This is a genomic window from Sphingopyxis sp. 10G20-10, from assembly GCF_057365075.1.
Map to the genome: position 1 here is coordinate 2667889 of NZ_CP195117.1, position 26261 is coordinate 2694149.

The following is a 26261-nucleotide window of genomic DNA, read 5'->3' on the forward strand; positions in this document are numbered from 1 at the left end:
CTTTCGGGCTTATGCCAAGGCTTGTTCCACCGGCACATAATCGGTGCCGACGGCTTCCGATACCGCTTCGAACGTCACCTTTCCATTCCAAACGTTCAATCCGTGCGAAAGATGCACGTCGCGGCGCATCGCTTCCTGCCAGCCTAGGTCGGCAATGCGCAACGCATGAGGCAAAGTGACATTGTTGAGCGCATAGGTGCTGGTGCGCGCGACCGCGCCCGGCATGTTCGCCACCGCATAATGAACAATGCCGTCGACCACATAAGTCGGGTCATCGTGCGTCGTCGCATGGCTGGTTTCAAAACAGCCGCCCTGATCGATGGCAACGTCGACCAACACCGATCCGGGGCGCATCGTGCTCAACATCGCGCGCGTCACCAGCTTGGGTGCTTCGGCCCCCGGAATCAGCACCGCGCCGATGACCAGATCGGCATCGGCGACACATTCGGCCAGATTGGCGCGGTTGGAAAAGCGGGTTTTGGCGCGCGACTCGAAAAAGGTGCCGACATGTTCCAGCACTTCGGGGTCGCGGTCGAGGATGGTGACATCGGCGCCAAGGCCCGCCGCCATTTGTGCCGCATTAAAGCCGACGACGCCGCCGCCGATTATGCACACTTTGCCCGGCGCGACGCCCGGAACCCCGCCGAGCAGCACGCCGCGTCCGCCATGCGCCTTTTCCAGCGCCGTCGCCCCGGCCTGAATCGACATGCGCCCCGCCACCTGGCTCATCGGCTTGAGCAGCGGCAGCCCGCCATAGGGGCCGGTCACCGTTTCATAGGCAATGCACGTCGCGCCCGACGCCATCAGGTCGCGCGTCTGGTCGGGGTCGGGGGCAAGATGCAGATAGGTATATAGAATTTGTCCGTCGCGCAGCATCTGGCGTTCGCCCGTTTGCGGCTCCTTGACCTTCACCACCATGTCACAACGCGCAAAAATATCGGCGGCAGTCGCGACGATCTCGGCCCCTGCCTCGACATAATGTTCATCATGGGCGCCAATGCCTTCGCCAGCCCCCGCCTGCACCAGCACCTGATGGCCATGCGCGTGTAACTCACGCGCGCTTTCGGGTGTCAGGCCGACCCGATATTCATGATTTTTGATTTCCGTGGGGGTGCCGATAATCACGCTTGGTTCTCCAACTGGTTTCCTGTGTAACCATTAGCCGCGAATGCCCCCGACTGTATAGCGTTGTCGTTACGTCTTGGCGTGAATTTTTCGCACCTGGTTAACGACGCATTTACCAGATGTAGGCCATAGGTCAGTCCCCGGTTTGCGCGTGGTCACCCAGGGCCAAACGACCATGCGCCGAAGTATGCAACAAAGGTACAATATTGTGGCGAAGGAAAATCCCATTCACAGACTGGAAGTCGACCCCGTTTTAATGGCCGACCGCTTCCCCTTTTACGATCTCGACGGCCAACTTTCGGCCAATGCCGCAGAGATTCACGGGATTATCGCAGGCCGCGAAGTGGAAATGGCGACGGCCTATTGGACCGCTTTTAACGCCCTGCCCGACAATGATCGCAAGGCGGACGGTGCCTTGCTGACCTCTTATATCGCGGGCAGTGCCAAACATATTAGCCTGAAACTGTCGGATGCCGCTGGTCAGGCCGCCGCAACCATTGCCTGTCAGAACGCCCATATGTCGCTCTATGTCGGCATCCCCATTGCCGCTGTTCTGTCATGCGTATGCGAATGTCATCGCCTGGCCCTGGATTATGTCATTGCCGCCTGTCCCGATGATCCGGCGCGGGTGGGACGGCTCGGCGGAGCCATCCAACGGCTCGCCATGCTCGAATTCGACATCATGCTGGCCTATTCCGAAAAGCTCAATCGTGCCGCAGCGTCGAGCGAACGACGTCAACTCGCCGGTGATTTCAACAAGTCGATTGCCTCGCTGGTTCAGGATACCGACGGGGTCCGCCAACAGCTTGTCCAACAGGCATCCTCGGCAGATCTGGCCGCCAAGGGCATGATCGCCAAAACCAGCGAAGTCGCCGCCGCATCCGAACAATCGGCCATGGCCATGCGCGAAGCCGCCTCGACCGCCGCCGGACTGATCCGCGCGATCGAAGACGCGCGCAGCGAAGTCGAAGCCGCCGCCGATATTGCCACCAAAGCGTCGGAACAGGCGGGGGAAGCCGTCGCCATGTCCGAAACCCTGTCGCGCCATGCCGAATCGATTGAATCGATTCTCGGCCTGATCCGCGAAGTGGCGGGACAGACCAATCTGCTCGCCCTCAACGCCACCATCGAAGCTGCACGCGCCGGCGAAGCGGGGCGCGGTTTTGCCGTTGTCGCGCAAGAGGTCAAAAACCTCGCCAATGAAACCGCCCGCGCCACCGACGACATCGCCGGAAAGATCACCGCAATCCAGCACGCCACCAAAGGCACGGTTCAGGCCAACCAGTCGATCCAGTCGACCGTCCTCGACGTCCAGACCTCAGCCGAGCGCATCCGCGACGCGATGGACGCGCAGGCGCAAACCGTCACCTCGATTACCGCCGCCGTCGATGAAACCGCGCTGGCCGCCGACAGCATGTCATCGACCATTGCCGCCATCCGCAACGATTCGGGCGTTGTGGCGACCGAGATCAGCTCGTTGACCGACGCCTTTGGCACCATGGGCCAGCGCCTCCACGACCTCAGCGAAGCGGCGGGGCAGTTCAGCAAGCGCGTCGCCTGACCGTCATTTACCGTTCCGTCCCAACCATTTAACGCCAGCAACTAGCCACCATCGCACGAGGCCGCTAATCGGGGCGGCATGACCAAGAATATCCTGCTCACCGGCGCATCACGCGGCATCGGGGCCGCCATTGCTTCTGCACTGGAATCGCCCGACATTCGTCTTGTCGCGCTGTCCAGTGCTGACGGCGACCTTGGCGATCCGGCTGTTCCGGTTCGGCTGTGGCAGGAATGTCTCGATCGCCTTGACGGGCGAATCGACACCCTCATCAACAATGCCGGCATATTCGAACCCAATCCTATCGAGAACAGCGATGCGGAATGGCGCGACGGCTGGAACCGCACGCTTCAGATCAACCTGACCGCCAGCGCCGAATTATGCCGCCTTGCCGTGCTGCATTGGCAGGAACGCAAAGGCGCGGGTCGCATCGTCAATATCGCCAGCCGCGCCGCCTATCGCGGCGATGGCCCGACCCAGTGGCACTATGCCGCATCCAAAGCCGGAATGGTCGCGATGACCAAAACCATCGCGCGTGGCTATGCCGCACAGGACATCCTCGCTTTCGCCATTTGTCCGGGATTTACGATGACCGGCATGGCCGAGGAGTATCTGGCGAGCCGTGGCGGCGACGCCTTGCTCGCCGATATTCCGCTGGGCCGCGTTGCCGAACCACAGGAAATTGCCGAAATGGCGCGGTGGTGCGCGCTCGATGCCCCGCCCTCGATGACCGGAGCCGTCCTTGACGCCAATGGAGCCAGTTATGTTCGCTAAAGCATCCCTTGCTGTCCTGCTGGCCCTCGCCGCCTGCACGCCCGCAGCCACCAATATGGCCATGCCCGCGCCAAGCCCGACCGCCGACGCCGCCACATTGGCGGAACAGTGCAAGGGCCATGACGGCTGGAGCGACCCCGCACCGCCCGCAACCATTTTCGCCAATGTCCATTATGTCGGAACCTGCGGCATCACCGCGCTGCTCGTCACCTCACCCGAAGGCCATGTGCTGATCGACGGGGCCACATCAGAGGCCGCCGAGGGCATCGCCGCCAATATCGAAAAACTCGGATTCAAACTGAGCGATGTCCGGCTGATCCTGTCCAGCCATGAACATCTGGATCATGCCGGCGGCATCGCCGAGCTGCAACGCCGGACCGGCGCCAAACTGGTTGCGCGCGCCGCAGCCAAGGCGACGCTGGAAAGCGGAATTGCGGAACCCGAAGATCCGCAATCTGGCCTGTTCCCGCCCTTTCCCGGCGCGCATGTCGGGCAGGTGGTCAGCGACGGCGAAGTCGTGCGATTGGGGCCGCTGGCCTTCACCGCCCATGCAACCCCCGCCCATTCACCCGGATCGACAAGCTGGAGCTGGACGAGCTGTGCGGCCAAGGATTGCCGCAATATCGTCTATGCCGACAGCCTGACCGCCGTCTCCGCCGACGGCTATCGCTTTAGCAACCACTCCGCGCTGCTCGCTCGCTTCCGCAAAAGCTTTGATACGGTGGCGGCGTTGCCCTGCGACTTGCTGCTGACCCCGCATCCGGGCGCCAGCGCGATGTTCGACCGTTTCGCCGGCCGCGCCCCGCTGTTCGATCCGCAGGCGTGCAAAGCCTATGCCGCTGCGGGGAGCAAGCGGCTCGATGGCCGGTTGGCCAAAGAGGCCGCTTCAGCGCCATGAGCTGGATCATCTCGCTCCCCTGCACCCGCGACGAGGCCGAGGCGCTGAGCGGCGAGGTGGCGGAGTTCGATATATTGGCCGACCCGCCGGTCATCGTGACGCGCGAAATCGACGAAGCGGCAGGTCTGTGGCAGCTTGACGCCTATGCCGAAACCAAGCCTGCGGCGGCGCTACTGACGCTTATACAATCGCTGGTCCCCAGCGCCGCTGGGCACAAGCCCAAGGTCGAAAAATTGCCCGACGAAGATTGGGTAACGCTCAGCCAACAAGGGTTGGAGCCGGTGCAGGCAGGCCGCTTTTTCGTCCACACCAGCAGCCACGCCGACCGCGTTCCCGCCGACGCCACCGCATTTTTAATCGACGCCAGTCAAGCGTTCGGGACCGGCGGGCATGATACGACCGCGGGGTGTCTTGCGATGCTCGACCGGCTCGCGCGCAAGGGAGAGCGTTTTCGCAATGTCGCCGATATCGGCACCGGCACCGGTCTGCTCGCCTTTGCCGCGCTATCGCTGTGGCCAAGCGCGCGGACGCTGGCATCGGACATCGACCCCGCGAGCATCCGTGTCGCCGCCGACAATGCCGCCATCAACGGCGTGCGGACCGGTCATGGTCCCAATGCGCTGCATCTGTGCGTCGCGCCGGGCACCGATCATGGCGACATAAAACGCCGCGCGCCCTATGATCTGGTGATCGCCAATATCCTCGCCGGCCCGCTCATCACCCTTGCCCCCGACATCAGCAGCATCACCGCCCCGGGCGGGCACCTCATCCTTGCGGGACTGGTAGCGCGCCAGCAAGCGGCGGTGGTTGCCGCCTATCGCGCGCAGGGTTTCCGCCTGATCCAAAGCGGCGGCAGCGCCGAATGGCCCAGCCTTCACCTCGCCAAGCGCGCACGCCACGGCTGGCGCCGCCCCGACCGCGCACGTCATCGCGCCAGTCCGTCGGACGCCAGTTTCGGAAGCTGGTAGAGCGCCTCAGCTTTTGGCGAGCGCATAATCCTGCGTGCCACGGGTCATCACCGCATCGTCGGGCAATATGTCGGCGACGGGAATCGCGGGTAGAGCGTCATTGGCGGCATAAAGCGGCGCAAAGTCGGTGTTCACCGTGACATCGAGCAGCGAATCGAGACTGTCGATGACAAAATAATTCTGCTGGAAATCGTCGATACGATAATCGGTGCGCATCACCCGCGCGAGGTCGAAGCCGATGCGGTTCGGGCTCTCGCTATCAAGCGCAAAGACGCTTTCGGCATAGGAGGACACAATCCCTGCGCCATAGATGCGCAGGCCCTCGGCCTCGCGGATCAGGCCGAATTCGACCGTGTACCAATAGAGCCGCGCGAGCTGTTTCAGCGCGTCATATTGCAGGCTGCGAAGGCCACCCTCGCCATAGGCGACCATATAATCGCCAAACACCGGATCGGCGAGCATCGGGACATGGCCAAAGACATCGTGAAAGACATCGGGCTCTTCCAGATAATCGAGCTGGTCAGGAGTGCGGATAAAATTGCCCGCCGGAAAGCGCCGATTGGCCAGATGGTCGAAAAATACCGCATCGGGCACCAGTCCCGGCACCGCCACCACCTGCCACCCCGTCGCAGCGGTCAGTCGCGCATTGAGGTCATGATAATCGGGAATCCCGGGCTTTTCGAGCCGCAGCACATCAATCCCGCGCAAAAAAGCCTCTGCCGCGCGTCCAGGCAGCATCTCGGCCTGACGCGCGAACAGCCGGTCCCACATCGCATGTTCATCGGCGGTGAAAGCATCCCAATTCTGCGCAATCGTCCAGTCGGGCGCAGCACCCGGCGGCGGAGTTTCATGGACGTGGGTATCAGGCTTCTTCATGGAAGCCATCTTTAGCATAAAGGAAGTTTCAAGTGAAACCTGTGGGAGAAAATGCGCCGGTGTCCATTAAAATGAATGATCGGTCGACCGCTCGCCCAGCAATTTTATCCGGCCATAGCCGCGCTTGACTGCGCCAGCGGCCGTCAATTCACCCAGCGCCGCACCCAGCGTGACGCGCGACACGCCCAGCAAATCGGCCAATTGCTGTTGAGTCGCCGTCACCTCGTTCGCCGTTTCACTATCGACAGCCATGCTTTGTAGCAGCGCGAGCAAGCGTTGCGGCGTCGTCAGCCGCCGCTCGTCGTCGATGATGTTGAGCGCGGCGGCCAATTGCCGTGACAGAGATCGCAGCAACAGTTCGGCCCATCCGACATCATTGGCCATCAACCGGCGCAGCAAAGGCCGGTCAATGGCAATCAGCTTCGCAGGCCCCGTCGCCAACACATCGACCTGCCGCCGCACACCGGTAAAAAAGGCCAGCTCGCCAAACAGATCGCCTTTTCCCAGCACCGCGAAATGGGTAAAATCGCCTTCGCTCGAAAAACGGCCGACGGTGACATGCCCCTCGACCATCGCCCAGATCGCGTGACCGACATCCCCTTGATGCTGGACAAACTGGCCATCGGCAAAGCTTTGCACGCGGGCACGCGCCGTCAATTGCAGCATTTCGCCATCAGACAGCCTCGTCGCCCGATCCATTTCGGGGAAATGATAACTTCTTTGCATTCTGGCTTTGGAACCTGTGACAAAGAGGGGGCGAAGGCAAGCAGAGACTCGCCGCTTTTGGGACAAGGAGCCGACGAACATGGAACTGACAACGGCACAATCGAGCTTGGTCGTGATGGGTATTTACCTGACCTTCGGACTGCTCGAACTCGCTTATACGCGCCTCTTCGGCAAGCAGGAGCAGTCGCGGCACGACGCGATTATCGAAGTGGTGAGCACGTTGATGCTGCTGGTCATTACCCAGCCGCTCATCATCTTCGCCGTCGGCACCCTCGGGCACCTCTGGTTCCCCAGCTATGCCAATGCGCTTTCCGGCCTTCCTTTATTGGCCGTCGCGGCGCTGTTCCTCGTCTTTGAAGATATGATGCAATATTGGTGGCACCGCGCTTCGCACAGCTTTTCGTGGCTCTATAATCTGCACCGCGCGCATCATAATGCCCGCTATATGAGCGTCCGGCTCGTCTATCGGAACAACATCATTTATTATGCCATGATGCCCAGCATCTGGACCGCCAGCATCCTTGTCTATCTGGGCCTCGGCTGGTTCTATGCTTTCTATATCATCGTCAAAATGCTGGTGATTATCGGCGCGCACAGCGATGTGGCGTGGGACAGGCCGCTCTATAAGATCAAGGCGCTGTCGCCGATCATGTGGGTGGTCGAACGGACAATCAGCACCCCCGCGACGCACCACGCCCATCATGGCCGCCATCTCAGCGACGAAACCGTCCACTACAAAGGCAATTTCGGCAATCTGCTGTTCTTCTGGGACGTGCTGTTCGGCACCGCCAAGATTACCCGCCAATATCCGCAAAGCTATGGTGTCGAAAATCTGCCGCCCGCGACGCTGGGCCAGCAATTGCTGTGGCCGATCTTTCCGGAGAACAAGGATATGGATGCGAACATAGCAGGGGCCACCCCCGCCCCGACCCAACCGCGTCCCGCCGTCGCGGGCTGATCCTTTCGGGTCCGCAGACGGCATGGCCCGGCATCCTTCGGAGAGGGGGATGCCGGGCCTTTTTGCGCTCAAAGCCGCACGGGCAAGAGATCAATAGGCCTTTTGCCAGCCCAGCATCAGTGACCAGCGCCCCCGCATCTGAGGACCGTTCAAATCCTGCCAGACGGGCACACCCAGTTCGATACCAAGCCGGTGACCGGCCAGCGCCCCGTGCGTAGCCACAAGATTAACCCCGGCCAGCAAGTCGAGACGCTCGCCGCCCTGAAAGTCAGGATTTGCCGTCTGGACCGGCCCGATAATCGCGGGATCGAGGCCGCGCACACGGCCAATATTCTGATAGCGCGCCCTGCCTGAAAGGCTGACGAACGAGGCGGGGCGATAGGACATCCAGCCGGTCGCCTCCACTCTATCGCCCTGACGATATCCCCATTTATTGTCACCGAGGCGAACCACACCGGACGCCTGCAACCCGCCGCCCCATTTGCCGCGGTGCAGCTTATAGGTCAGCGCCGGTTCGGCGTCCCAGCTTCCCGACCCGGTCTGCATCGCATAGGGAACCCGCACAGTCGGGGTCATGTTCATCGGGGTCAGGATGGTGGCCATCTTGTCGCTTGATCCGGTGGGCAGGCTGATACCCGCTTTCAGCGTCAACTCGTCGGTTGCCTGTGCATCGGGATCGGGATGCCCCAGCAAAGGCACCAACACCGACACTTTGGTATCGCCAAAACCCTTTGGGTTGGTGGCAAATCCACCCAGAACATTGGTCCCCATACCGCCCTGATAGGTCTGGTGAACCATTTCTTTTTCAAGATAATTGGCCATCACCATCAAGGTCAGATGGTCGCTGGGCGCATACATGACCCCCGCCATCACCATGTCGACGCGCATGTCGAGCGGCACGATACGCAGCGTCGGCGGCTGGCCGGGTGCGCCAAGGAAACGATTGGGTATCGTGGTCACGATGTTGTCGGGCGAAACGCTGTCGGTCCCGATCTGGTTGCCCGACATATCCATGTGCATGGCGCGCAGCGAAAACATGACCTCGCCCTTTTTGTGGGCGTGGTCCGCCATGACCCCGATGGGGGCGTGTTCGTCGGCGCGCGTTTCATGGGCGAGCGCTGGGGCCGCATAAGCGGCAAGCACCAGCGCAAGGCCGGTGGAATAGAAAATTTTCATGTCAAATATCCCGTTTGATTCAAGTCAGCCACCACTGGGCAGCGCCAAAGATCAAACGGTCAGCGGCGGCCCGGTGCTCGGCGGCAACGGCGAGGCCGCACCGGGGTTATATCCGGTTGTTGCGGGCGCAACAGGCGCGGCAAAAGCTATGGCTCTACGTGCCAGCACCGGCGCCGATTCGGGGAGCGGCGCGCCATGGGCGGCCACCGCAAAGGGGCAATGTTCCTTGGCTTGCGACGGGTGATCGTCCAGCCCGCGCTTGTTCAGCGGGATGGTGATTGTTTGCCCGCCATAGCCGCCGTCGCTGCACATACGCACGGTGATGCTGCCATCGGCGTCGGTGCTGGTCATCCAGCCCGCCGGCATCAGGACGCGCACCGCGAACATCGCGACCAAGAGCAGCTGAAACAGTCGGTTGTGGCGCAGCCTTTTCCCCATGGCCGCGCGCCTAATGGGCGGCGGCGGCGGCGTCAATCTTTCGCGATGACATCAGCCGTTTTGCCTTTTCGAGTCCACGGATAGAGGAATTGTTTGGCATAGCTTTTGGGGACATCTTCGGGGATGCCGTAATTTTCCGGCCAGCGATCCTTGGGCAAATGGAATGTCCCGAATATCTTGTCGAGCCACGGAAAATGGATCGCGAAATTAACGTCAAAAGCCTCGGCCTCCAGCCCATGATGCCAGTGATGGAAACGCGGCGTCGCAATCCAATGCCCCAGCCGGTTGAAATCGCCCCCGACATTGGCGTGAAGCAGCGACGACCAGACATAGATGAAACCGATATAGGCCTGCATCACCGACGCGCCGAACCCCAATGTGAACAGCGGCAGCGATGTGATCGAGCGCAGCAGGATGATCTCGACAAAATGCATCCGCGATCCGGCGAGCCAGTCCATCGATTTGGCGCTGTGGTGGATAGCATGAAACCCCCACAGGAACGGGATTTTGTGGAACAGGCGGTGATACCAATATTGCGCCAGATCCGACGCGACCAGCACGATAGCGAACTGCACCAGCCACGGCAGGCTGGCGACACCAGCGCGAAAGACGTCCCAGCTGCTCGTATTCTCGTTGATGATCGTCGACGGCGCGAGCGCGAGGAAGCCCAGGATCTGCACGAACATCGTGCTCACCAGATAATAGAACAGGTCCTCGCGCCATTCGGTGCGGAACAGGCGCTGCGTGCGTCGATGCGGGAACAGCCGCTCCAGCGGCGCAAACATGAATCCGGTGATCAGCAAATTGACGACAAAAAAGTCGAGGCCAAAGAAGATTCCCCAACTGCGCGTCTCGGCGGGCTGAACATTCGCCCCACCGATCAGTGTCGCGGCCAACGCAATCACCAGCGCCGTCGCGCCCAAAGCCTTGCGCGGACGCAACAGCAAGCTGAGCAGCGCCAGCGCATAGCTCGCCAGCAGCACCAGATGCACCACCCCGCGAAACCCGCCCCAATCCTTGACGATATCAAGCTCGGGCGTCGCAAACCAGTCGGGAAAGCGCAGCGCAATCACCAGCCCGAAGCCGACAATCGCAAACAGCAGCGCGAAAAATCCCGACAACCACCCGCTACCAAAGCGCCGCACTTCGGTATGCGATTCCAGGTCGCGCATCAGCTGCTGACCAAAACTGCCTTTTGCCATAAATTGCCCCCCAATATCGTCACCCTGAAACAAGTTCAGGGTGGCCTAAACAGGCATAAAGCTACCCCGCCGCTGCGACGATCTCTGCCCACTCCGCCTCATCAATCACGCGAATCCCCAGCGCGCTCGCCTGCTTCAGCTTGGACCCCGCGCCTGGCCCGGCCACCACCAGATCGGTCTTGGCGCTGACGCTGCCCGATGTCTTGGCGCCCAACGCCTCGGCCTGTGCCTTTGCTTCGTCGCGGCTCATCGTTTCCAGCTTGCCGGTAAAGACAATGGTCTGCCCCGACACAGGACTATCGCGCGTTTCCACGACATAGGGTGGCGGCGAGACTTCGCTCAACAGATCATCCCAAGCCGCCTGATTATGCGGTTCGTGAAAGAAATCGCCCAAGGCTTCGATCACGGCAGGGCCGATGCCGTCGATTGATGTCAGGTCGGCCAGCGCCTCGGCGTCCTCGCTCTTTGCCCGCTCTGCCACATCGCGCATCGCGGGCAGCGTCTGAAACGCCTTCAACAAATCGCGCGCCGTCACTGCACCGACATGACGAATACCCAGCCCGAACAGCAACCGCGCCGCATCGGGTTTGCGCTTGGCCTCGATCGCGGCGAACAGATTGTCGACCGATTTCTCCTTCCACCCCTCGCGCGCCAACAATTCGTCGCGATGTGTCTGAAGGCGGAAAATATCGGCAGGACTGTTCAGCCAGCCGAGCTCGATAAACTCCGCGACGCTTTTCTCGCCCAGCCCCTCGATATCCAGCGCGCCGCGACTGACGAAATGGCGTAAGCGTTCAAATTTCTGCGCGCCGCAGATCAGCCCGCCGGTGCAGCGCACATCGACCTCGCCTTCCTCGGCGACGGCTTCGCTGTCGCAGACGGGGCAATGGTCGGGAAATTCATATGCCACGCGCGTCTCGTCGCGGGTCAGATTCTCCACCACCTGCGGGATCACATCACCCGCGCGCTGGACGACAACCCGATCCCCCGGCCGCACGCCCAGCCGTTCGATCTCATCGCGATTGTGCAGTGTGACATTCGATACCACGACCCCGCCCACCGTCACCGGAATCAGCCGCCCGACAGGGGTCAGCTTGCCGGTGCGTCCGACCTGTATGTCGATCGACTCCAGTGTCGTCTGCGCGCGCTCGGCAGGAAATTTATGCGCGATCGCCCAGCGCGGCGCCTTGGCGACAAAGCCCAGCCGCGCCTGCCAGTCGAGCCGGTCGACCTTATACACCACCCCGTCGATATCATAGGGAAGCTCGGCGCGCTGCGCCTCTATGGCGCGATAATGGGCCAGCACCGCATCGACCGTCTCGCATCGCGTCACCAGCGGCGACACCGGCACGCCCCAGCTTGCTATCGCCGCCATCACCTCTGCCTGCGTCTCGGCGGGCAGCGCGCTGACCTCGCCCCAGCCGTGTGCCCAATAGCGTAGCGGGCGTGCCGCCGTGACACTCGCATCTTTCTGACGCAGCGATCCGGCGGCGGCATTGCGCGGGTTGGCGAACAATTTTTGCTCCGCTTTTTGCTGCGCAGCATTCAGTGCAGCAAAATCATTCTTCGCCATGTAAATTTCGCCGCGAATTTCAAAAAGTTCGGGGACTTCCCCCAACAGCTTTTGCGGCACATCGGCCACCATCCGCACATTGGCGGTGACATCCTCACCCACGCTGCCGTCGCCGCGCGTCGCCGCTTGCACCAGCACACCCTTTTCATAGCGCAGCGAACAGGACAGTCCGTCAATCTTGTCCTCGGCAGTCAGCGCGACCGGCGCATCCTCAGCCAGATTCAGGAACCGCCGCACCCGCGCCACAAACTCCGCAACATCCTCATCGCTGAACGCATTGTCGAGGCTCATCATCCGCTGGGCGTGGGTGATCTTCGCCAGCGGTGACGCCTCGACCGCTGCGCCGACCAATTTGTTCGGGCTGTCGGCACGCACCAATTGCGGAAACGCCGCCTCCAACTCATTGTTGCGCCGCACCAGCGCGTCATACTCCGCGTCCGAAATTTCCGGCGCATCCTCGGCATGATAGCGCCGATTATGATGCGCAATCGCCTTCGCCAGACGCATCAATTCATTGGCGGCTTCGGCTTCGCTGATCCTCACTGGCTCGCTCATTTTATCCTCGTGCAATCACGAAAGCCGTCATCTGGCGGCGGATGCGGAACCCCAAGGATTCATACAGCGCAATCGCGCCAGCATTATGGGCATAGCTGTGCAAAAAGGGCGTTTCACCGCGCGCTACCATTGCCGCCATCACATGCGCGATCAGCGCGCGGGCATAGCCGCGACCGCGAAACTCGGCATAGGTGGCGACCCCGCTGACTTCGGCATAGTCGCCCACCAACATGCGCTGCCCCGCCATCGCGGCGAGCCGCCCTTCCTGCTTGATCCCGTAAAACTGTCCGTATAGCCGCGTTTTTGCTCCCCACGGCCCCGGCTGCGCATGATCGGCCAGCGCCGCCATCGCATCGGCGTCGTCCACACCAAGTGTCACGATCTGCGCGCCCGCAACGACCGGCGGCGTTCCTTCTGCTACCATCTGCGTCAGCGGTGCGGCTTTCACGAGCCGCACACCCGCCGGCATCGGCCAATCCTCGGCCTCGGGCAGCCACATCTCGCCATCCGCCGGAATCAAGGCCGCCAGCGCCGCCTGAGCCTCGTCGCTACGGTCGGCGGCGGCCCCGAAAGGCCCATAATCCCGATCAATCCGCACCGCCCGCGCATCCCCCGTCGCCAAATGCGCCTGCCGCCCGGTCAGGCAATTCCATATCGGCCGGTCGAGGGGGTGGTGGCTATCCGTCAAAGCCCCTCCCCTTTAGGAGTGTCAGGTGAACCATGCCCCGCATGGTTCAGATCAGTCCGGGGGCCTGATCGACCTGACACTGGGTTGGGGTGGGGCCATCGGTCAGCGCAATGTTCAAGTTCAACCATCAACATTTGCAACACACCGTCCATATTCTCCAGCACGTCCAGATTTGTTACCTGAATAACATTGATCCTCGTGTGGGTCCGACGCATCAGCTCATTTGAGTTCTCGGCTACGTAGATCATGTTGGCCAATAAATCTTTGTTAAGGGCAGAAGTCGGCGCCCCTCTTCATCTAGGCGATCATATTGCTCAACTATAGATCGCGCCAATTCGTCCAAAGACATTAAATGCGTTACAGTTGAAGCGCGTTCGGCTTCATAATGTGCATCGCGCGAAAAACCGCCTGTACTTACGTATAGTCCGCGGTCATCTGGATGCCTTCCGCCAAGAAAACTCCTAATTTCTTGAGCTCCCATTTGCCCTTTGCGATGCTTCACTTCTACAACAATGCGGGGCCGTTCGAAACCGAACCCGTCCTTCGACGCAATGATGTCTTTTCCGCGATCCGGTCCATTTGGCGACACTTTGGTGCGATATCCGATCGCCCTTAAAAGAGAAGCAACAATATCCTGCATTTCATCCCAGTCCAATGAAAGCAGCCTGTCCTTAACTCTCTCAATTGCCAACTCTTCGAGCCCATCGAAAGGGTCAACGATATCATCTAAAACGGCTTCTTCTACGTTGTTAGTTTTTGTAACGACCTTACCGTCGGCTAGCGCGTTGATCTCGGATACAGCTGAATCTGCTAATTTGAATAATGTCAGAATTGCTCCCAATTTCCCGCGAGCAGCGTTAGAAAGGGCATCCCTGGAAACTGTCGCTTTCCAGTTCACTTTCCTTTGGACTGGCAATGCTTCAACTTCTTGCGGAGCGAACTGAGGAGCCCCGGCAACCACTCCAAGATGATATAATCGGTCACTTGGATCATATGTCAAAATTGGATCACCAATTTGCACTTCGTTTATGAAGCGCCACATTTGTCCTGCGCTGACCTGATTCTGTCTATCGGTTCTGTCGGGGTAGGCTTCGACAACCATATGATGAATTTCTTCATAGGATTTCGCTTTGGAGTAGTCCCCAGCTTCCTTCCACCCAATCGCTACAATAGACCGATTCACGAATTCATGGGCTAGAGCGCTTCGACGTCCAGCATTCACCTTCCACATTTTATTCTCCCTGTCACACCACCTCCAGCAATCGTTCAGCCTGCGCCCTTGCCTCCGCCGTCACCTCGGCCCCCGACAGCATCCGCGCGATTTCTTCGCGGCGACCGGCCTCGTCCAGCTCGTGCACACTGGTCCGCGTCACCACGCCTTCGCTGGATTTCGCAATAACGAAATGGCCCGCGCCCTTGGCGGCGACTTGCGGGCTGTGCGTGACGGCCAGCAATTGTTTGCCCGCGCCCGCCAGTCTGGCCAGCCGCTCGCCGATGGCGCTCGCCACCGCGCCGCCGACGCCGCGATCGATTTCGTCAAAGATAATCGTTTCCGCCCCGCCCTCTTCGGCCAGCGCGACTTTCAATGCCAGAATGAAGCGCGACAATTCGCCGCCGCTCGCAATTTTGATCAGCGGCGCAAAGGGCGCGCCGGGGTTGGTTGATATCAGAAATTCGACGCGGTCCATGCCGTCCGCGCCCCAGCGTTCGGCGGGCAGCCGCTCGACCAGCGTCTGAAAGCGCGCGGCATCGAGCTTGAGCGGCACCAGTTCGGCCGCCACTGCCGCATCCAGCCGCGCCGCTGCCTTGCTGCGCGCATCGGACAAGGCGCCCGCCGCATGGGTATAGGCCGCCGCCTTCGCCGCCACTTCGGCCTCCAGCTTGGCCAGCCCGTCCTGACCGCCCTCGATCGCATCGAGCCGCGCGGCAAGGTCACCCGCCAGCGTCGCCAACTCGTCAGGCTGAACATTATGTTTGCGGGCCAGCGCGCGCAGTTCGAACAATCGCGTCTCGGCTTCGTCCAGCCGCTCGGGGTTGAATTCCAGCGCCCGCGCCGCTTCGGTCAGCCTTTGCTCGGCCTCGTCGGCCTCGATAATCGCGCGGTCGAGCGCGGCCAGCGCTTCGGCGAGCAGCGCATGGTCGCCCGCCAGCCGGTCGAGCCGCCGCGCCGCGCCGCGCAATTGCGCGGGGCCGCTGTCGCTGCCGTCAAAGGCCGCCATGATGATGGCCAGATCATCGGTGATGCGCTCGCCCTTTTGCATCGTCGCCCGTTCTTCGGACAGCGCGGCCTCCTCGCCCGGCTGCGGTGCCAGCGCCTGCAATTCGGCGACACAATGGACCAGCCATTCGCGGTCACGTGTCGCCTCGTCCAGTGCTTCGCGCGCTGCTGTCAGCCGCGCCTCGGCACTCCGCCAGTCGTGATGCGCTGTCGCCACGGCGGCACTGTCGCATCGGCCAAAGCTGTCGAGCAGCGCGCGATGACCGGCGGGGGCCAGCAGCCCGCGATCATCATGCTGGCCGTGAATTTCGACCAGATGCGCGCCTACTTCACGCAGCAGCGCCGCCGAACAGGGTTGGTCATTCAAAAAGGCGCGGCTGCCGCCATCGGCGCGCAGGGTGCGGCGGACGAGCAGCGGTTCGCCGGCTTCGACATCAATTTCATTTTCGGCGAGCAGCTTCGCCAGCGGCGAATCGGGCATCGGTGCCACAAAACTCGCCGTCACCTGGGCCTTGTCGCATCCTTGCCGCACCAGCGCGCTTTCGGCCCGCACCCCCAGCGCCAGCCCCAGCGCGTCGAGCAAGATCGATTTGCCCGCCCCCGTCTCGCCGGTCAGGACGCCCAGCCCCGGTTCGAAATCAAGCGCGAGGCTGTCGATCAGCACGATATTGGTGATGGACAAGGCGGTCAGCATGAGAGGCTTCTACCGCAGAACAAAGCGCGAATCTATTCCTTCGCGTTCATGGCAGGCATCAGGCGCTCGGGGCGTTCTTCTGCATCAGCTTATAGGCGCGGCTATACCATTCGTTGCCGGGATAGTTGGCCCCCAACACCGCCGCCGATTTCTTGGCTTCTTCGGGAATTCCCAAGGCCAGATAACATTCGGTCAGCCGGTACAGCGCCTCGGGCGTGTGGCTGGTCGACTGGAATTTGTCGACCACTTCGCGAAACCGGATCGATGCGGCCAGCCAGTGCGAACTGCGCTGGTAAAAACGGCCGATTTCCATTTCCTTGCCCGCCAGATGGTCGTTGACCAGATCAATCTTCAACCGCGCGTCGGCGGCATAGCGGCTGTCTGGATAACGGCGGATCACTTCGCCCAGCGCAGATTGCGCCTGCTGGGTTATTTTCTGGTCGCGCGTCACATCGCTGATCTGCTCATAATAGCTGAGCGCAATCAGATAATAGGCATAGGGCGCGTCCTTGTTGCCGGGATGGATCGACAGGAACCGCTGTGCCGAACTGATCGACGGATTATAGTCGCGACCCATATAATAGCTGAAACTGCTCATCAGCTGGGCGCGACGCGCCCACGGCGAATAGGGGTGCTGGCGCTCGACCTCGTCGAACAACGCCGCCGCCACCTTATAATCGCCCCGATCAAGCTTGTCCTGCGCCGCCCGATAAAGCGTGCTGACATCGCGGGCGATATATTTGGTGTCTTTCTTGACCCCGCCCCCGCCAGCACAACCGGCGAGAGTCGTGGTCAAAACAAGCGCTGCGGCGATTGAGCGCAGCATGGTGCGCGAGTGAGTGCGATGAGTCATGCGCGCGGTATAGCCACAGCGCAGATGAACGCAAAATAAATGATGGCCCGATGGTGGCAATTAATCGTCAGTTTGCCCCTCGTCGGACATCTGACCGGAGTTTTTGACGATACAACCGGCAAAACCGGCCTCATCGGGGGTGAGTTTCACGGCGGGAACCCGGCGGGCCGATGTTATCGTCACTTTGGGATCGAGAATCTGGCCCTTCATCACGCCGTCGCCATCGGTCGCCGACACCGGGCCTGAAAAGATTTTCATCGCCACATCGCGCCCCGACACAATCTCGCCAAAGACGGCAAAGCCCGCATTGTCGCCGCTGACCGTCGGGTCGGCGTCGAATCCGGGAATATCGCTCAGCACCAGAAAGAAATCGCTCGTCGCATCGCCGGGCCGCAACCGCGCCATCGACACTGCGCCATTGCAATTGGTCAGCCCTGTGGTCGTGGTCGCTTCATGCACGATGGGCGGATAATTGAGCCGCGCGTCGGCACGATTGCCCGCTTGCACCAACTGGCTCGTCGCCCCCCAATTGCGCGTCGTGCGGTAAAATTGAAATCCGTCCATCCGCTTCGAATCGACATAGCGCAGGAAATTGGCGGTCGAGATCGGCGCGCGCTTATCCTCCAGCCGCAACAGGATGGTCCCCGCATCGGTGGTCAGCGCCACATAGGGCCGCGTGTCGGGCGCAGCCACCACCGGCGTCGCAGGAGCGGTCGGCTCGGTCGCAGGCTGCGCGGCGGTCGCAAACGCCAGCGTGATGGGCAAAAGAAGGGACGTCAGGATCATCGGGCTCGCCTCGGTAAAGGGGATGGAAGCTGGCAACAAACTAGCCGCTGCCACCCGCCGCGCCAACCCACATCGTGACGGAGTGATGAGGCACCTAGGGGGACATCATCCGACCATCCATCAGGGTGTTGCATCGAAATCGCATGGCCACTTCCCGTTAACCATTGCCCGATAGGATTGGGGACATCGAAGCTCGACCCGAATGTGGAATCTTTTGTCTTGAAGAAGCTGTCCCCATCGCGTGCCGGAACGCAGCACAACATTCTTGCGGCAACAATGATTGTCCGTAACGAAGAACGCTGCATCAGCCGATGCTTGGAAAGCGTGCGGCCGTGGGTCGACAAAATGGTGGTTCTAGACACAGGCTCGACAGACAAGAGCATCGACCTGGCCCGACAGGCCGGTGCCGAAGTTCACGAAATGGCCTGGCCCGGCAGCTTTTCGGACGCCCGCAATCGGTCACTTGAGCTCGCCGACGCGGACTGGAACATCGTTATTGATGCGGATGAGTGGATCGCGACCGGTGCTGAGCATCTGCGCTCATGGTGCCAAACGGCGGAAAGGCTGGGCGCTGTTTGCGTGCATAGTTCTTTTCAGATCCCTGACAGCGCCGGTGCCGAAAGGTCGCTCGTCGAAAACCGCAATTGGATTACGCGACTGCTCCCGCGCGGCGTGCGTTTTGAAGGGCGGGTTCATGAGCAGGTAATCTCAAGCCTCCCGCGGAGGACAGTCGACCTGCACCTTGGTCACGACGGATATCTTGACGCGCAGATGGATAACAAGCGCGCCCGCAATCGCCCGTTGCTTCTGCGCGATCTCGAAGATCGCCCCGGCGATCCGTACATCCTTTACCAGCTTGGCAAAGAGGCTGAAATAGATGCTGAATTCCACGCTGCATGCGAATTTTACCGGCAGTCCATAACGGCCTCTTCCGGCACGGCGAATTGGATGCACGATCTCATCGTTCGCTATCTTCATTGCCTGGGACAAAGCGGCGATCTCGATACCGCGTTCAACTTCATTCGACAAAATATAAAGCGTTGGGACACCTCACCCGACTTCTTCTTTGTCTTCGGGAATCTCGCTCTCGACCAGGCCATAGCCGATCCGGCATATGCTCTGAACGAATGGATCCCCATGGCCGTTGCCGCTTGGACGCGCTGCCTGGAAATCGGGGATCAGCCGTCGCTTGAAGGCAGCGTTCACGGGCGAGGCAGTTTCCTTGCCCAAACAAATCTGGACGCTGTCCAATCGCAATTACGCGGCATCGCGGCCTAGGATCAGGACCCATTAATCGCGCGCCAAGCCACATCGTGACGGGATGATGGGGCGGGTGCGAAGCGGTGTCATTGATCGCGACGGCTCACGATCATCAACGACCCTCCCCACCCAGTTCGCATCGAGCGAAATCGAGATGCCCTGCGGCTTGGCGCAATGTTGATGGGTGTCTCGACTTCGCTCGACACGAATGGGTGGAGCTATGGTAGCAGTCGACCATAGATGACCGTTCTGATCATGGGAAAAGCATTCGAGAGTTGCCCCTTTTTACGCAGCGACAACGACTTTCTGCGTGATGAAGGGCGCAACGACTTTCACAGTCTGATCTACATAGAGCGCCTTTTCACCCACCGGCGCGATGTAGTGCATCGCCTCCTGGGCATCGCGCATGGAAGCGCCACGGGCGATCATCCAGGTGGCAAGATACTGGGAGGCAAGGCAGCCCCCGGCAGTCGCAACATTGCCGTGCGCGACGAAGGGCGCGTCAATTACCTTCACGCCCGCCTCGATCACCCAAGGCTTAGTCGTGAGATCGGTGCAAGCAGGCAGATCACCCACCAAACCGAACTTCGCGAGCAACAGCGTCCCTGAACACTGCGCACCAATAAGCTGGCGCGACGGATCGAGATTGATCCGGGACAGCAGGTCAGCATCAGCCGCAATTTCACGGGTCTTGATACCGCTACCGATAAGGACGGCATCGGCTTCAGCCGCAAACTCCAAGGGCTTCTGCCGTTGGACGGTGACCCCGTTCATAGACGTAACGTGATCGGTCGGCGAGGTGATATGCGCTGCCCAACCTTGCGCCTTCATGCGATTGAGGATTGCCGCCGCGATGAACGAGTCCAGTTCATTGAACCCTTCGAACGTCAGAACTGCAATCTGCATGAACACCTCCTCTGGCAATTATTGTAAAAGTCCGCTTTGCCGAAGCGGGAACGAAAAGCACGGTTGCTATCATGCGGCGAACGCTGCAACCGGATAAATAGCTAACCACCCCATAGCAGACATCCGACACACTGTCTCACCGCTCGCAAAAAAAGGGGCCGCCATGGCGACCCCTTTTCTTGTTCGATTGCGAAGCGTTTAGTCCTTCAGAAAATCGGGCACATGGCCCTGATCTTCGGGACCGGCGTCGCTGCGTTCCTTGCGCGGGCCACGGTCGCCGCCTTCACGACGCGGGCCGCGATCACGGCCACCGCCGCCACGCGGGCCACGGTCGCCACCATCACGACGCGGACCACGATCACCACGCGGTTCGCGCGGCGGGCGGGTGTCTTCCAGTTCTTCGCCACTTTCCTGATCGACGACACGCATCGACAGGCGCACCTTGCCGCGCGGATCAATCTCCAGCACCTTGACCTTGACTTCCTGGCCTTCGCTCAGAACGTCGGCGACCTTTTCGACGCGCTCATTCTTGATTTCGCTGACGTGGACCAGTCCGTCCTTGCCGCCCATGAAATTCACGAATGCACCGAAATCGACAAGGTTGACGACCTTGCCGTCATAGATTTTGCCGACTTCGGCTTCCTCTACGATACCGGCGATCCATTTGCGGGCCGCTTCGATCTGCGACAGGTCGGACGACGAAATCTTGATCAGACCTTCGTCATCAATATCGACCTTGGCACCCGTCGTTGCGACGATTTCGCGAATGACCTTGCCGCCCGTACCGATGATGTCACGGATCTTGGCTTTGTCGATCTGCATCGTTTCGATGCGCGGCGCATGTTCGGACAGCTCTTCACGCGTGTGGTCGAGTGCCTTGGCCATTTCACCCAGGATGTGCGCACGGCCTTCCTTGGCCTGATGCAGCGCCTTGGTGAAGATTTCTTCGGTGATGCCGGCGATCTTGATGTCCATCTGCATCGTGGTGATGCCCTCGGACGTGCCTGCCACCTTGAAATCCATGTCGCCCAGATGATCTTCGTCACCCAAAATGTCCGACAAAATGGCGAACTTCTTGCCTTCGAGGATCAGGCCCATCGCGATGCCCGAAACGGGGCGCGAAATCGGCACACCGGCGTCCATCATGGCCAGGCTGCCGCCGCAAACCGTCGCCATCGACGACGATCCGTTTGATTCGGTGATGTCGCTGGTGACGCGGATCGTATAGGGAAATTCATCCTTGGTCGGCAGCACCGCGTGCAGCGCACGCCAGGCCAGCTTGCCATGGCCGACATCGCGGCGGCTCGGCGCCCCGAAACGACCGACTTCACCGACCGAATAGGGCGGGAAGTTATAGTGCAGCATGAAATTCTCGTAGCGCAGACCATTCAGCCCGTCGATCATCTGCTCGCTGTCCTTGGTGCCCAAGGTGCAGGTCGCGATGGTCTGGGTTTCGCCGCGTGTGAACAGCGCCGAACCATGGGCGCGGGGCAGGAAATGCGCCTCGCCGACGATCGGGCGGATCTCGGTGGTCTTGCGGCCATCGATGCGGGTGCCATCCTTCAGGATCGCGCCGCGAACGATTTCGGCTTCCAGCTTCTTGACCATCTTGCCAGCGGTCATCTGCTTTTGGCCATCGGCTTCGGCAAAGGCTTCCTTGGCCTTCGCGCGGGCATCGTTGAGCAGGCCCGAACGCTCGGACTTGTCGGTCACCTTATAGGCGGCGGCGATATCGTCACCGATCAGCTTGCGCAGCTCGGCCTTGATCTCGTCATTGCCTTCGCTGGTGGCCAGATCCCAAGGTTCCTTGGCGGCTTGCTCGGCCAGATCGATGATTGCATCGACGACCTTGCGGCAACCGTCATGCGCGAACAAAACCGCGCCGAGCATGACTTCTTCGCTCAGTTCCTTGGCTTCGGATTCGACCATCATCACGGCGTCTTGCGTCGCAGCGACCACAAGGTCGAGCTCACCCTCGGCAACCTGTTCGTCGGTCGGGTTGAGGATATATTCGCCTTCGACATAACCGACGCGCGCGGCGCCGATCGGCCCCATAAACGGCACGCCCGACAGCGTGAGAGCCGCAGACGCGGCCACCATCGCCAATACGTCGGGTTCATTATGGCCGTCATAGGACAAAACCTGACAAATGACGTTGATTTCGTTGTAAAAACCTTCGGGGAACAGCGGACGGATCGGACGATCGGTCAGGCGCGATACCAAAGTTTCCTTTTCGGTCGCACCGCGTTCGCGCTTGAAAAAGCCGCCGGGAATACGGCCCGCGCCCGAATATTTTTCCTGATAATGGACGGTCAGCGGAAAGAAATCCTGCCCATCCTTCACGCGCTTGGCGGCCGTAACGGCTGCCAAAACGACGGTTTCGCCAAGTGTCGCGACAACCGCGCCATCGGCTTGGCGGGCAACCTTGCCCGTTTCGAGGGTCAGCGTTTCACCGCCCCACTCGATCGATACTTTTTTCACATCAAACATAGTATTTCCTTCGCCCGCCTGGCCCTATGCCGGGCGGGGCCTCTTGGTTCCGGGTAATCCGACCCGGGGCGGTGCGGAGCGTTTCAGTGCCCCTATTCGATGGAACCAGCGCCGAATTGCGGAGGTTCCCCTCATTTCCGTTCACCCTGAGCTTGTCAAAGGGCTGATTTTCTCTGCGAGGTCCGAAGAGAAGGACGGTCCTTCGACAAGCTCAGGACGAACGGATAAAATAGGGGCGGCTTCGCATCGAAGCCGCCCCCATGAATTACTTACGCAGGCCGAGCTTCGCGATCAGGTCTTGATAGCGGCTCTCGTCTTTCTTTTTCAGATAGTCGAGCAGGCTGCGGCGCTTGTTGACCATCATCAGCAAGCCGCGACGGCTGTGATTGTCTTTATGGTGCGCTTTGAAATGGTCGGTCAGGGTGACGATGCGGTCGGTCAAAATGGCGACCTGCACTTCGGGGGACCCGGTATCGCCCTTTTTACGGGCATGTTCTTTGACAACTTCATTCTTACGCTCGGGCGTAATCGACATAGGTTTTTCCTTCGAACATCATGACTTACACATTAAAGCCGCGAACGACTTTCAGCGCGCCTGCCAAAGCCTCTATCAAGGCCACGGGGCGATTTTCATCATCCCGTCCCCAATACAGCCCGTCATCCGCGCTAACCCCGGTCCAGACACGACCCTGACGGATCGCCCCTGCCGCCTCCGGGGAAAGGTTCAGAGCCGGGATGTCGACCAGCCCTGCCTCGAGCGGCAGAATTACTTCTGATTGCGGCGCGCCTTGACCGAATCCGTTTAATTTGTCCAGCGAAATCGCCTGATCCAGCGCGAAAGGCCCCGCCTTTGTGCGTCGCAGCATGGTGACATGCCCGACCGTCCCGACCGCCAACGCAATATCGCGGGCGAGGGAACGGATATAGGTGCCTTTGGAAACATGGGCGGACAGGGTGACGCTATCGAGCCCCTCCCCTTCTGGGGAGGGGCAGCGAGACTTGGCAGCTTGCTGACTAGTCGCAGCGGGGTGGGCATCGCTGCCCTGCGTAAGACCGCGGCCCCCGCCCCCGGCCTCTCCTCTAAAGGGGAGGGGAGATAAGGCATAAATCGTCACCCCCCGCGCCTTCATCTCGACCTCTTCCCCCGCCCGCGCCAAATCATAGGCGCGCTTGCCATCAACCTTGATCGCCGAAAACGCAGGCGGCACCTGTTCAATAGCGCCCGTAAAGCGCGGCAGCACCGCCTCCACATCGGCCAGCGTCGGACGCACATCGCTGGTCGCCACCACCGCACCCTCTGCATCCAACCCATCGGTCTGCGCTCCGAACACCACCGTAAATTCGTAAATCTTGCTGGCATCGAGCATCCGGCCGCACAGCTTGGTCGCCTCGCCCAGCGCAATCGGCAGCACGCCGGTCGCCAGCGGGTCGAGCGTCCCGCCATGCCCGACCTTGACCTTGCCCAGCCCCACCTCGCGGCAATTGCGTTTTACCGCCGCAACTGCCTGAGTCGAACCAAGGCCGACCGGTTTGTCGAGGATGATCCACCCGTTCATGCACGGCGCCTTGCGGGCCGCACCCGCGCTTGTCAATTTTGCATTGCCGCCTGTCCGGCGTCATGCCCCGTCTTTTGATCCTTCAGCCGATCCTTGCGCGACGGTGGCTTGTCGGCAGTCACAAAAGAGGAAATGGCGCAGCGCTGGCCCCGAACGATAATGGTGCCAAATTTGTCGAGCCGCGCCGTCCCGCGCGTATCGATCCCAATGGTCTGCGCAAAGGGCAAGTCGATGCACGGACCGAAGAAGGTCGCATAATACCAGTTGCGCCGACTATCCTCTATCCACACGCCATCGTCCTCGTCGGCCTCGAAATTGCGGATGGTGCCATAATCGGGAAAGGGAATATTGGCCTCGACCCCGATGACCCGTGGGGTCGGGGACGGGTTGGCCGCCGACGCTGACGAAAGGGGAAGCAGCGCGGCGGCCAGTAGCAATGTGAGCGTCTGTTTCATTCGATCCGCCTAACATGGCCTGACTGAACGGGTGCTGACTCCAACAGCAATATCTGCAAAAAATCATCCGGCGCGCGATGCGGGCGGACTAACCCGCCGCGTGCCGGTCGAGAAACCACATGGCCAGCAACACCGGCGGCACGGCAAGGATGGTCGCGATGGCGGCTTCCATCTGTCCGACCTTGGCCAGCAAAATGAAAAATCCGGGGATCAGCGCCGGAATCGCGATCAGCAAACGACGCCACAAGGTTGCGGCAATCATTCGCCGTAGCAGCACGTCGCCAAGGGCGATTATCAGGAATATCAGCAAAGCATCCGCCAGAGCGAAGCCGAGAAAAGAAATCACCATCACTCTTTGTCCTGCAACATCCCCCACTCGTCGGCCAGCATCGACCATAGCGCCGTATCGCGGCAATGCCCTGTCCAGGTGATACGCTCGGCGCGCAACGTCCCTTCTTTGGTGCATCCCAGCTTGGCGACCGCCGCCTGACTCCGCGTGTTGCGTTCGTCGATACGAAACTCCACGCGGCGAATACCAACGGCAAAGGCATGGTCGAACATCAGCGTCTTGACCCGCCGGTTGAACCCGCTGCTCCGCTTTGCGGGAATGATATAGCTGTTCCCGATTTCCACCGTCTGCGCAGACACGTCGGGACGCAGGAAGGCGGTCATTCCCACCAGCACATCACCGTCGAAAATCGCAAAGGGCATCCGGCTTGCGTTGCCGGTCAGCGCGGTAAAACTGGCGTCAAAATCTTCCGGACCATAATTTGACGCGTAAATCCGCCACACCTCGACGTCGAGCGCGCAGGCGGCCCGCAAGCCATCGCGGTGCGCCTCGACCAACGGAACCAGACGGATGTCGGCATCGCCGATTGCGACGTGCAGGCGGTCAAGCATCGGCCGCTTCGCGCCGCTTTTCCATGAAATGGCGTCGGCACATTGCGACATAGCGGTCATTGCCGCCTATTTCGGTCTGCGCGCCTTCTACTACCGCGCGCCCTTTTTCGTCGACGCGCAGGTTCATCGTCGCCTTGCGCCCACATTCGCACACGGCCTTTAACTCGACGAGCGCGTCGGCGATCCCCAGCAAGGCTGCCGATCCTGGAAAAAGCTCGGCCGAAAAGTCGGTGCGCAGGCCATAGCAAAGCACCGGAATTCCTGCTTCATCGGCCAGCCGCGCCAGTTGAAACACCTGTTCTTTCGACAGGAATTGCGCTTCATCAACCAGCACACAGGCCAATGCGCGCTCGCGATGCTCCGCCGTCACCGCACCCCACATATCGGTATCGGGCGCAAATTTATGCGCCTCTGTCGCCAATCCGATCCGCGACGTCACCTCGCCCTCGGCAAAACGGTTATCCAGCGCGGCGGTCCACAGCATCGTCTGCATCCCGCGCTCGCGATAGTTGAAATCGGCCTGAAGCAACGTCGTCGACTTACCGGCGTTCATTGAGGCATAATAGAAATAAAGCTTGGCCATGGCGGCAATCGATAATGCGGAACGGCGGCCAGCGTAAGGGCCAAA

Annotated in this window: 26 protein-coding genes; 6 read left to right on the top strand and 20 right to left on the bottom strand. The window is 60.7% G+C overall.

Going from position 1 to position 26261, the window contains the following annotated elements:
• Positions 1-9: 9 nt before the first annotated feature.
• Entirely contained in the window at positions 10-1125 is a 1116-nt protein-coding gene (ald, locus tag ACR3XE_RS13015; RefSeq protein WP_473699776.1) for an alanine dehydrogenase, read from the bottom strand.
• Between the two features lie 256 nt (positions 1126-1381).
• On the opposite strand from ald, the gene ACR3XE_RS13020 reads away from it, so the two are divergent.
• The 4 genes from ACR3XE_RS13020 (at position 1382) to ACR3XE_RS13035 (ending at position 5323) form a co-directional block, all read left to right on the top strand.
• Complete coding sequence (locus tag ACR3XE_RS13020; protein ID WP_473699775.1) at positions 1382-2686, top strand: methyl-accepting chemotaxis protein; 1305 nt, start codon at positions 1382-1384, stop codon at positions 2684-2686.
• Positions 2687-2764: 78 nt separating this feature from the next.
• Positions 2765-3457, top strand: coding sequence for an SDR family NAD(P)-dependent oxidoreductase (locus ACR3XE_RS13025; RefSeq protein ID WP_486185793.1), 693 nt, complete (start codon positions 2765-2767; stop codon positions 3455-3457).
• The gene (bla, locus tag ACR3XE_RS13030) at positions 3447-4355 is read left to right on the top strand and encodes a subclass B3 metallo-beta-lactamase (RefSeq protein WP_473699774.1); all 909 of its coding nucleotides are present in this window, start codon (positions 3447-3449) and stop codon (positions 4353-4355) included. The genes ACR3XE_RS13025 and bla overlap by 11 nt, the downstream gene beginning before the upstream one ends.
• Complete coding sequence (locus tag ACR3XE_RS13035; protein WP_473699773.1) at positions 4352-5323, top strand: 50S ribosomal protein L11 methyltransferase; 972 nt, start codon at positions 4352-4354, stop codon at positions 5321-5323. Before bla ends, ACR3XE_RS13035 begins: the two co-directional genes overlap by 4 nt.
• Before the next feature lie 6 nt (positions 5324-5329).
• Here the strand turns inward: ACR3XE_RS13035 and phhA are convergent, their stop codons facing one another.
• Together phhA and ACR3XE_RS13045 are read right to left on the bottom strand one after the other, a co-directional pair.
• Complete coding sequence (gene phhA, locus ACR3XE_RS13040; protein WP_486185794.1) at positions 5330-6199, bottom strand: phenylalanine 4-monooxygenase; 870 nt, start codon at positions 6197-6199, stop codon at positions 5330-5332.
• Positions 6200-6265: 66 nt separating this feature from the next.
• Positions 6266-6925, bottom strand: coding sequence for a Crp/Fnr family transcriptional regulator (locus ACR3XE_RS13045; protein ID WP_473699772.1), 660 nt, complete (start codon positions 6923-6925; stop codon positions 6266-6268).
• Positions 6926-7004: 79 nt separating this feature from the next.
• Between ACR3XE_RS13045 and ACR3XE_RS13050 the strand changes: the two genes are divergently transcribed.
• The gene (locus ACR3XE_RS13050; protein WP_473699771.1) at positions 7005-7883 is read left to right on the top strand and encodes a sterol desaturase family protein; all 879 of its coding nucleotides are present in this window, start codon (positions 7005-7007) and stop codon (positions 7881-7883) included.
• 90 nt (positions 7884-7973) lie between these two features.
• On the opposite strand, the gene ACR3XE_RS13055 is transcribed toward ACR3XE_RS13050, so the two are convergent.
• The 9 genes from ACR3XE_RS13055 to ACR3XE_RS13095 all read right to left on the bottom strand — a co-directional run bounded on the left by ACR3XE_RS13055 (position 7974) and on the right by ACR3XE_RS13095 (position 18066).
• Positions 7974-9059, bottom strand: a complete 1086-nt coding sequence (locus ACR3XE_RS13055; RefSeq protein WP_473699770.1) for a transporter — start codon at positions 9057-9059, stop codon at positions 7974-7976.
• 51 nt (positions 9060-9110) lie between these two features.
• Positions 9111-9497 carry a DUF2946 family protein gene (locus tag ACR3XE_RS13060; protein WP_473699769.1) on the bottom strand — a complete coding sequence of 129 codons (387 nt, stop codon included), beginning with the start codon at positions 9495-9497 and terminating at the stop codon, positions 9111-9113.
• A gap of 32 nt (positions 9498-9529) precedes the next feature.
• A complete protein-coding gene (locus ACR3XE_RS13065) occupies positions 9530-10699 on the bottom strand; it encodes a sterol desaturase family protein (RefSeq protein WP_473699768.1) in 1170 nt (389 codons plus the stop codon).
• A gap of 61 nt (positions 10700-10760) precedes the next feature.
• Positions 10761-12827, bottom strand: coding sequence for an NAD-dependent DNA ligase LigA (gene ligA / locus ACR3XE_RS13070; protein WP_473699767.1), 2067 nt, complete (start codon positions 12825-12827; stop codon positions 10761-10763).
• 1 nt (position 12828) lies between these two features.
• The gene (locus ACR3XE_RS13075; RefSeq protein ID WP_473699766.1) at positions 12829-13515 is read right to left on the bottom strand and encodes a GNAT family N-acetyltransferase; all 687 of its coding nucleotides are present in this window, start codon (positions 13513-13515) and stop codon (positions 12829-12831) included.
• A gap of 244 nt (positions 13516-13759) precedes the next feature.
• A complete protein-coding gene (locus ACR3XE_RS13080; RefSeq protein WP_473699765.1) occupies positions 13760-14746 on the bottom strand; it encodes a restriction endonuclease in 987 nt (328 codons plus the stop codon).
• Positions 14747-14759: 13 nt separating this feature from the next.
• Positions 14760-16427 carry a DNA repair protein RecN gene (recN, locus tag ACR3XE_RS13085; RefSeq protein WP_486185795.1) on the bottom strand — a complete coding sequence of 556 codons (1668 nt, stop codon included), beginning with the start codon at positions 16425-16427 and terminating at the stop codon, positions 14760-14762.
• A gap of 58 nt (positions 16428-16485) precedes the next feature.
• A complete protein-coding gene (locus ACR3XE_RS13090) occupies positions 16486-17280 on the bottom strand; it encodes an outer membrane protein assembly factor BamD (RefSeq protein ID WP_473699763.1) in 795 nt (264 codons plus the stop codon).
• Between the two features lie 60 nt (positions 17281-17340).
• On the bottom strand, positions 17341-18066 hold the full coding sequence (locus tag ACR3XE_RS13095) for a peptidylprolyl isomerase (protein WP_486185796.1): 726 nt from the start codon (positions 18064-18066) through the stop codon (positions 17341-17343).
• 219 nt (positions 18067-18285) lie between these two features.
• On the opposite strand from ACR3XE_RS13095, the gene ACR3XE_RS13100 reads away from it, so the two are divergent.
• On the top strand, positions 18286-19344 hold the full coding sequence (locus tag ACR3XE_RS13100) for a tetratricopeptide repeat-containing glycosyltransferase family 2 protein (protein ID WP_473699760.1): 1059 nt from the start codon (positions 18286-18288) through the stop codon (positions 19342-19344).
• Between the two features lie 267 nt (positions 19345-19611).
• Here ACR3XE_RS13100 and ACR3XE_RS13105 read toward each other — a convergent pair whose 3' ends face one another.
• The 8 genes from ACR3XE_RS13105 to ACR3XE_RS13140 form a co-directional block, all read right to left on the bottom strand.
• Positions 19612-20232, bottom strand: coding sequence for a DJ-1/PfpI family protein (locus tag ACR3XE_RS13105; protein ID WP_473699759.1), 621 nt, complete (start codon positions 20230-20232; stop codon positions 19612-19614).
• A 198-nt stretch (positions 20233-20430) separates the two neighbouring features.
• Complete coding sequence (gene pnp, locus ACR3XE_RS13110) at positions 20431-22722, bottom strand: polyribonucleotide nucleotidyltransferase (RefSeq protein ID WP_473699758.1); 2292 nt, start codon at positions 22720-22722, stop codon at positions 20431-20433.
• Between the two features lie 265 nt (positions 22723-22987).
• A complete protein-coding gene (rpsO, locus tag ACR3XE_RS13115; protein ID WP_473699757.1) occupies positions 22988-23257 on the bottom strand; it encodes a 30S ribosomal protein S15 in 270 nt (89 codons plus the stop codon).
• A gap of 25 nt (positions 23258-23282) precedes the next feature.
• A complete protein-coding gene (gene truB, locus ACR3XE_RS13120) occupies positions 23283-24278 on the bottom strand; it encodes a tRNA pseudouridine(55) synthase TruB (RefSeq protein ID WP_486185797.1) in 996 nt (331 codons plus the stop codon).
• Between the two features lie 32 nt (positions 24279-24310).
• Positions 24311-24733, bottom strand: coding sequence for a DUF6491 family protein (locus ACR3XE_RS13125; RefSeq protein ID WP_473699756.1), 423 nt, complete (start codon positions 24731-24733; stop codon positions 24311-24313).
• Positions 24734-24821: 88 nt separating this feature from the next.
• Positions 24822-25082, bottom strand: a complete 261-nt coding sequence (locus tag ACR3XE_RS13130; protein WP_473699755.1) for a hypothetical protein — start codon at positions 25080-25082, stop codon at positions 24822-24824.
• A complete protein-coding gene (locus ACR3XE_RS13135) occupies positions 25082-25633 on the bottom strand; it encodes a GNAT family N-acetyltransferase (protein WP_486185798.1) in 552 nt (183 codons plus the stop codon). Before ACR3XE_RS13135 ends, ACR3XE_RS13130 begins: the two co-directional genes overlap by 1 nt.
• On the bottom strand, positions 25626-26216 hold the full coding sequence (locus ACR3XE_RS13140; protein ID WP_473699753.1) for a thymidine kinase: 591 nt from the start codon (positions 26214-26216) through the stop codon (positions 25626-25628). Before ACR3XE_RS13140 ends, ACR3XE_RS13135 begins: the two co-directional genes overlap by 8 nt.
• Between the last annotated feature and the right edge of the window lie 45 nt (positions 26217-26261).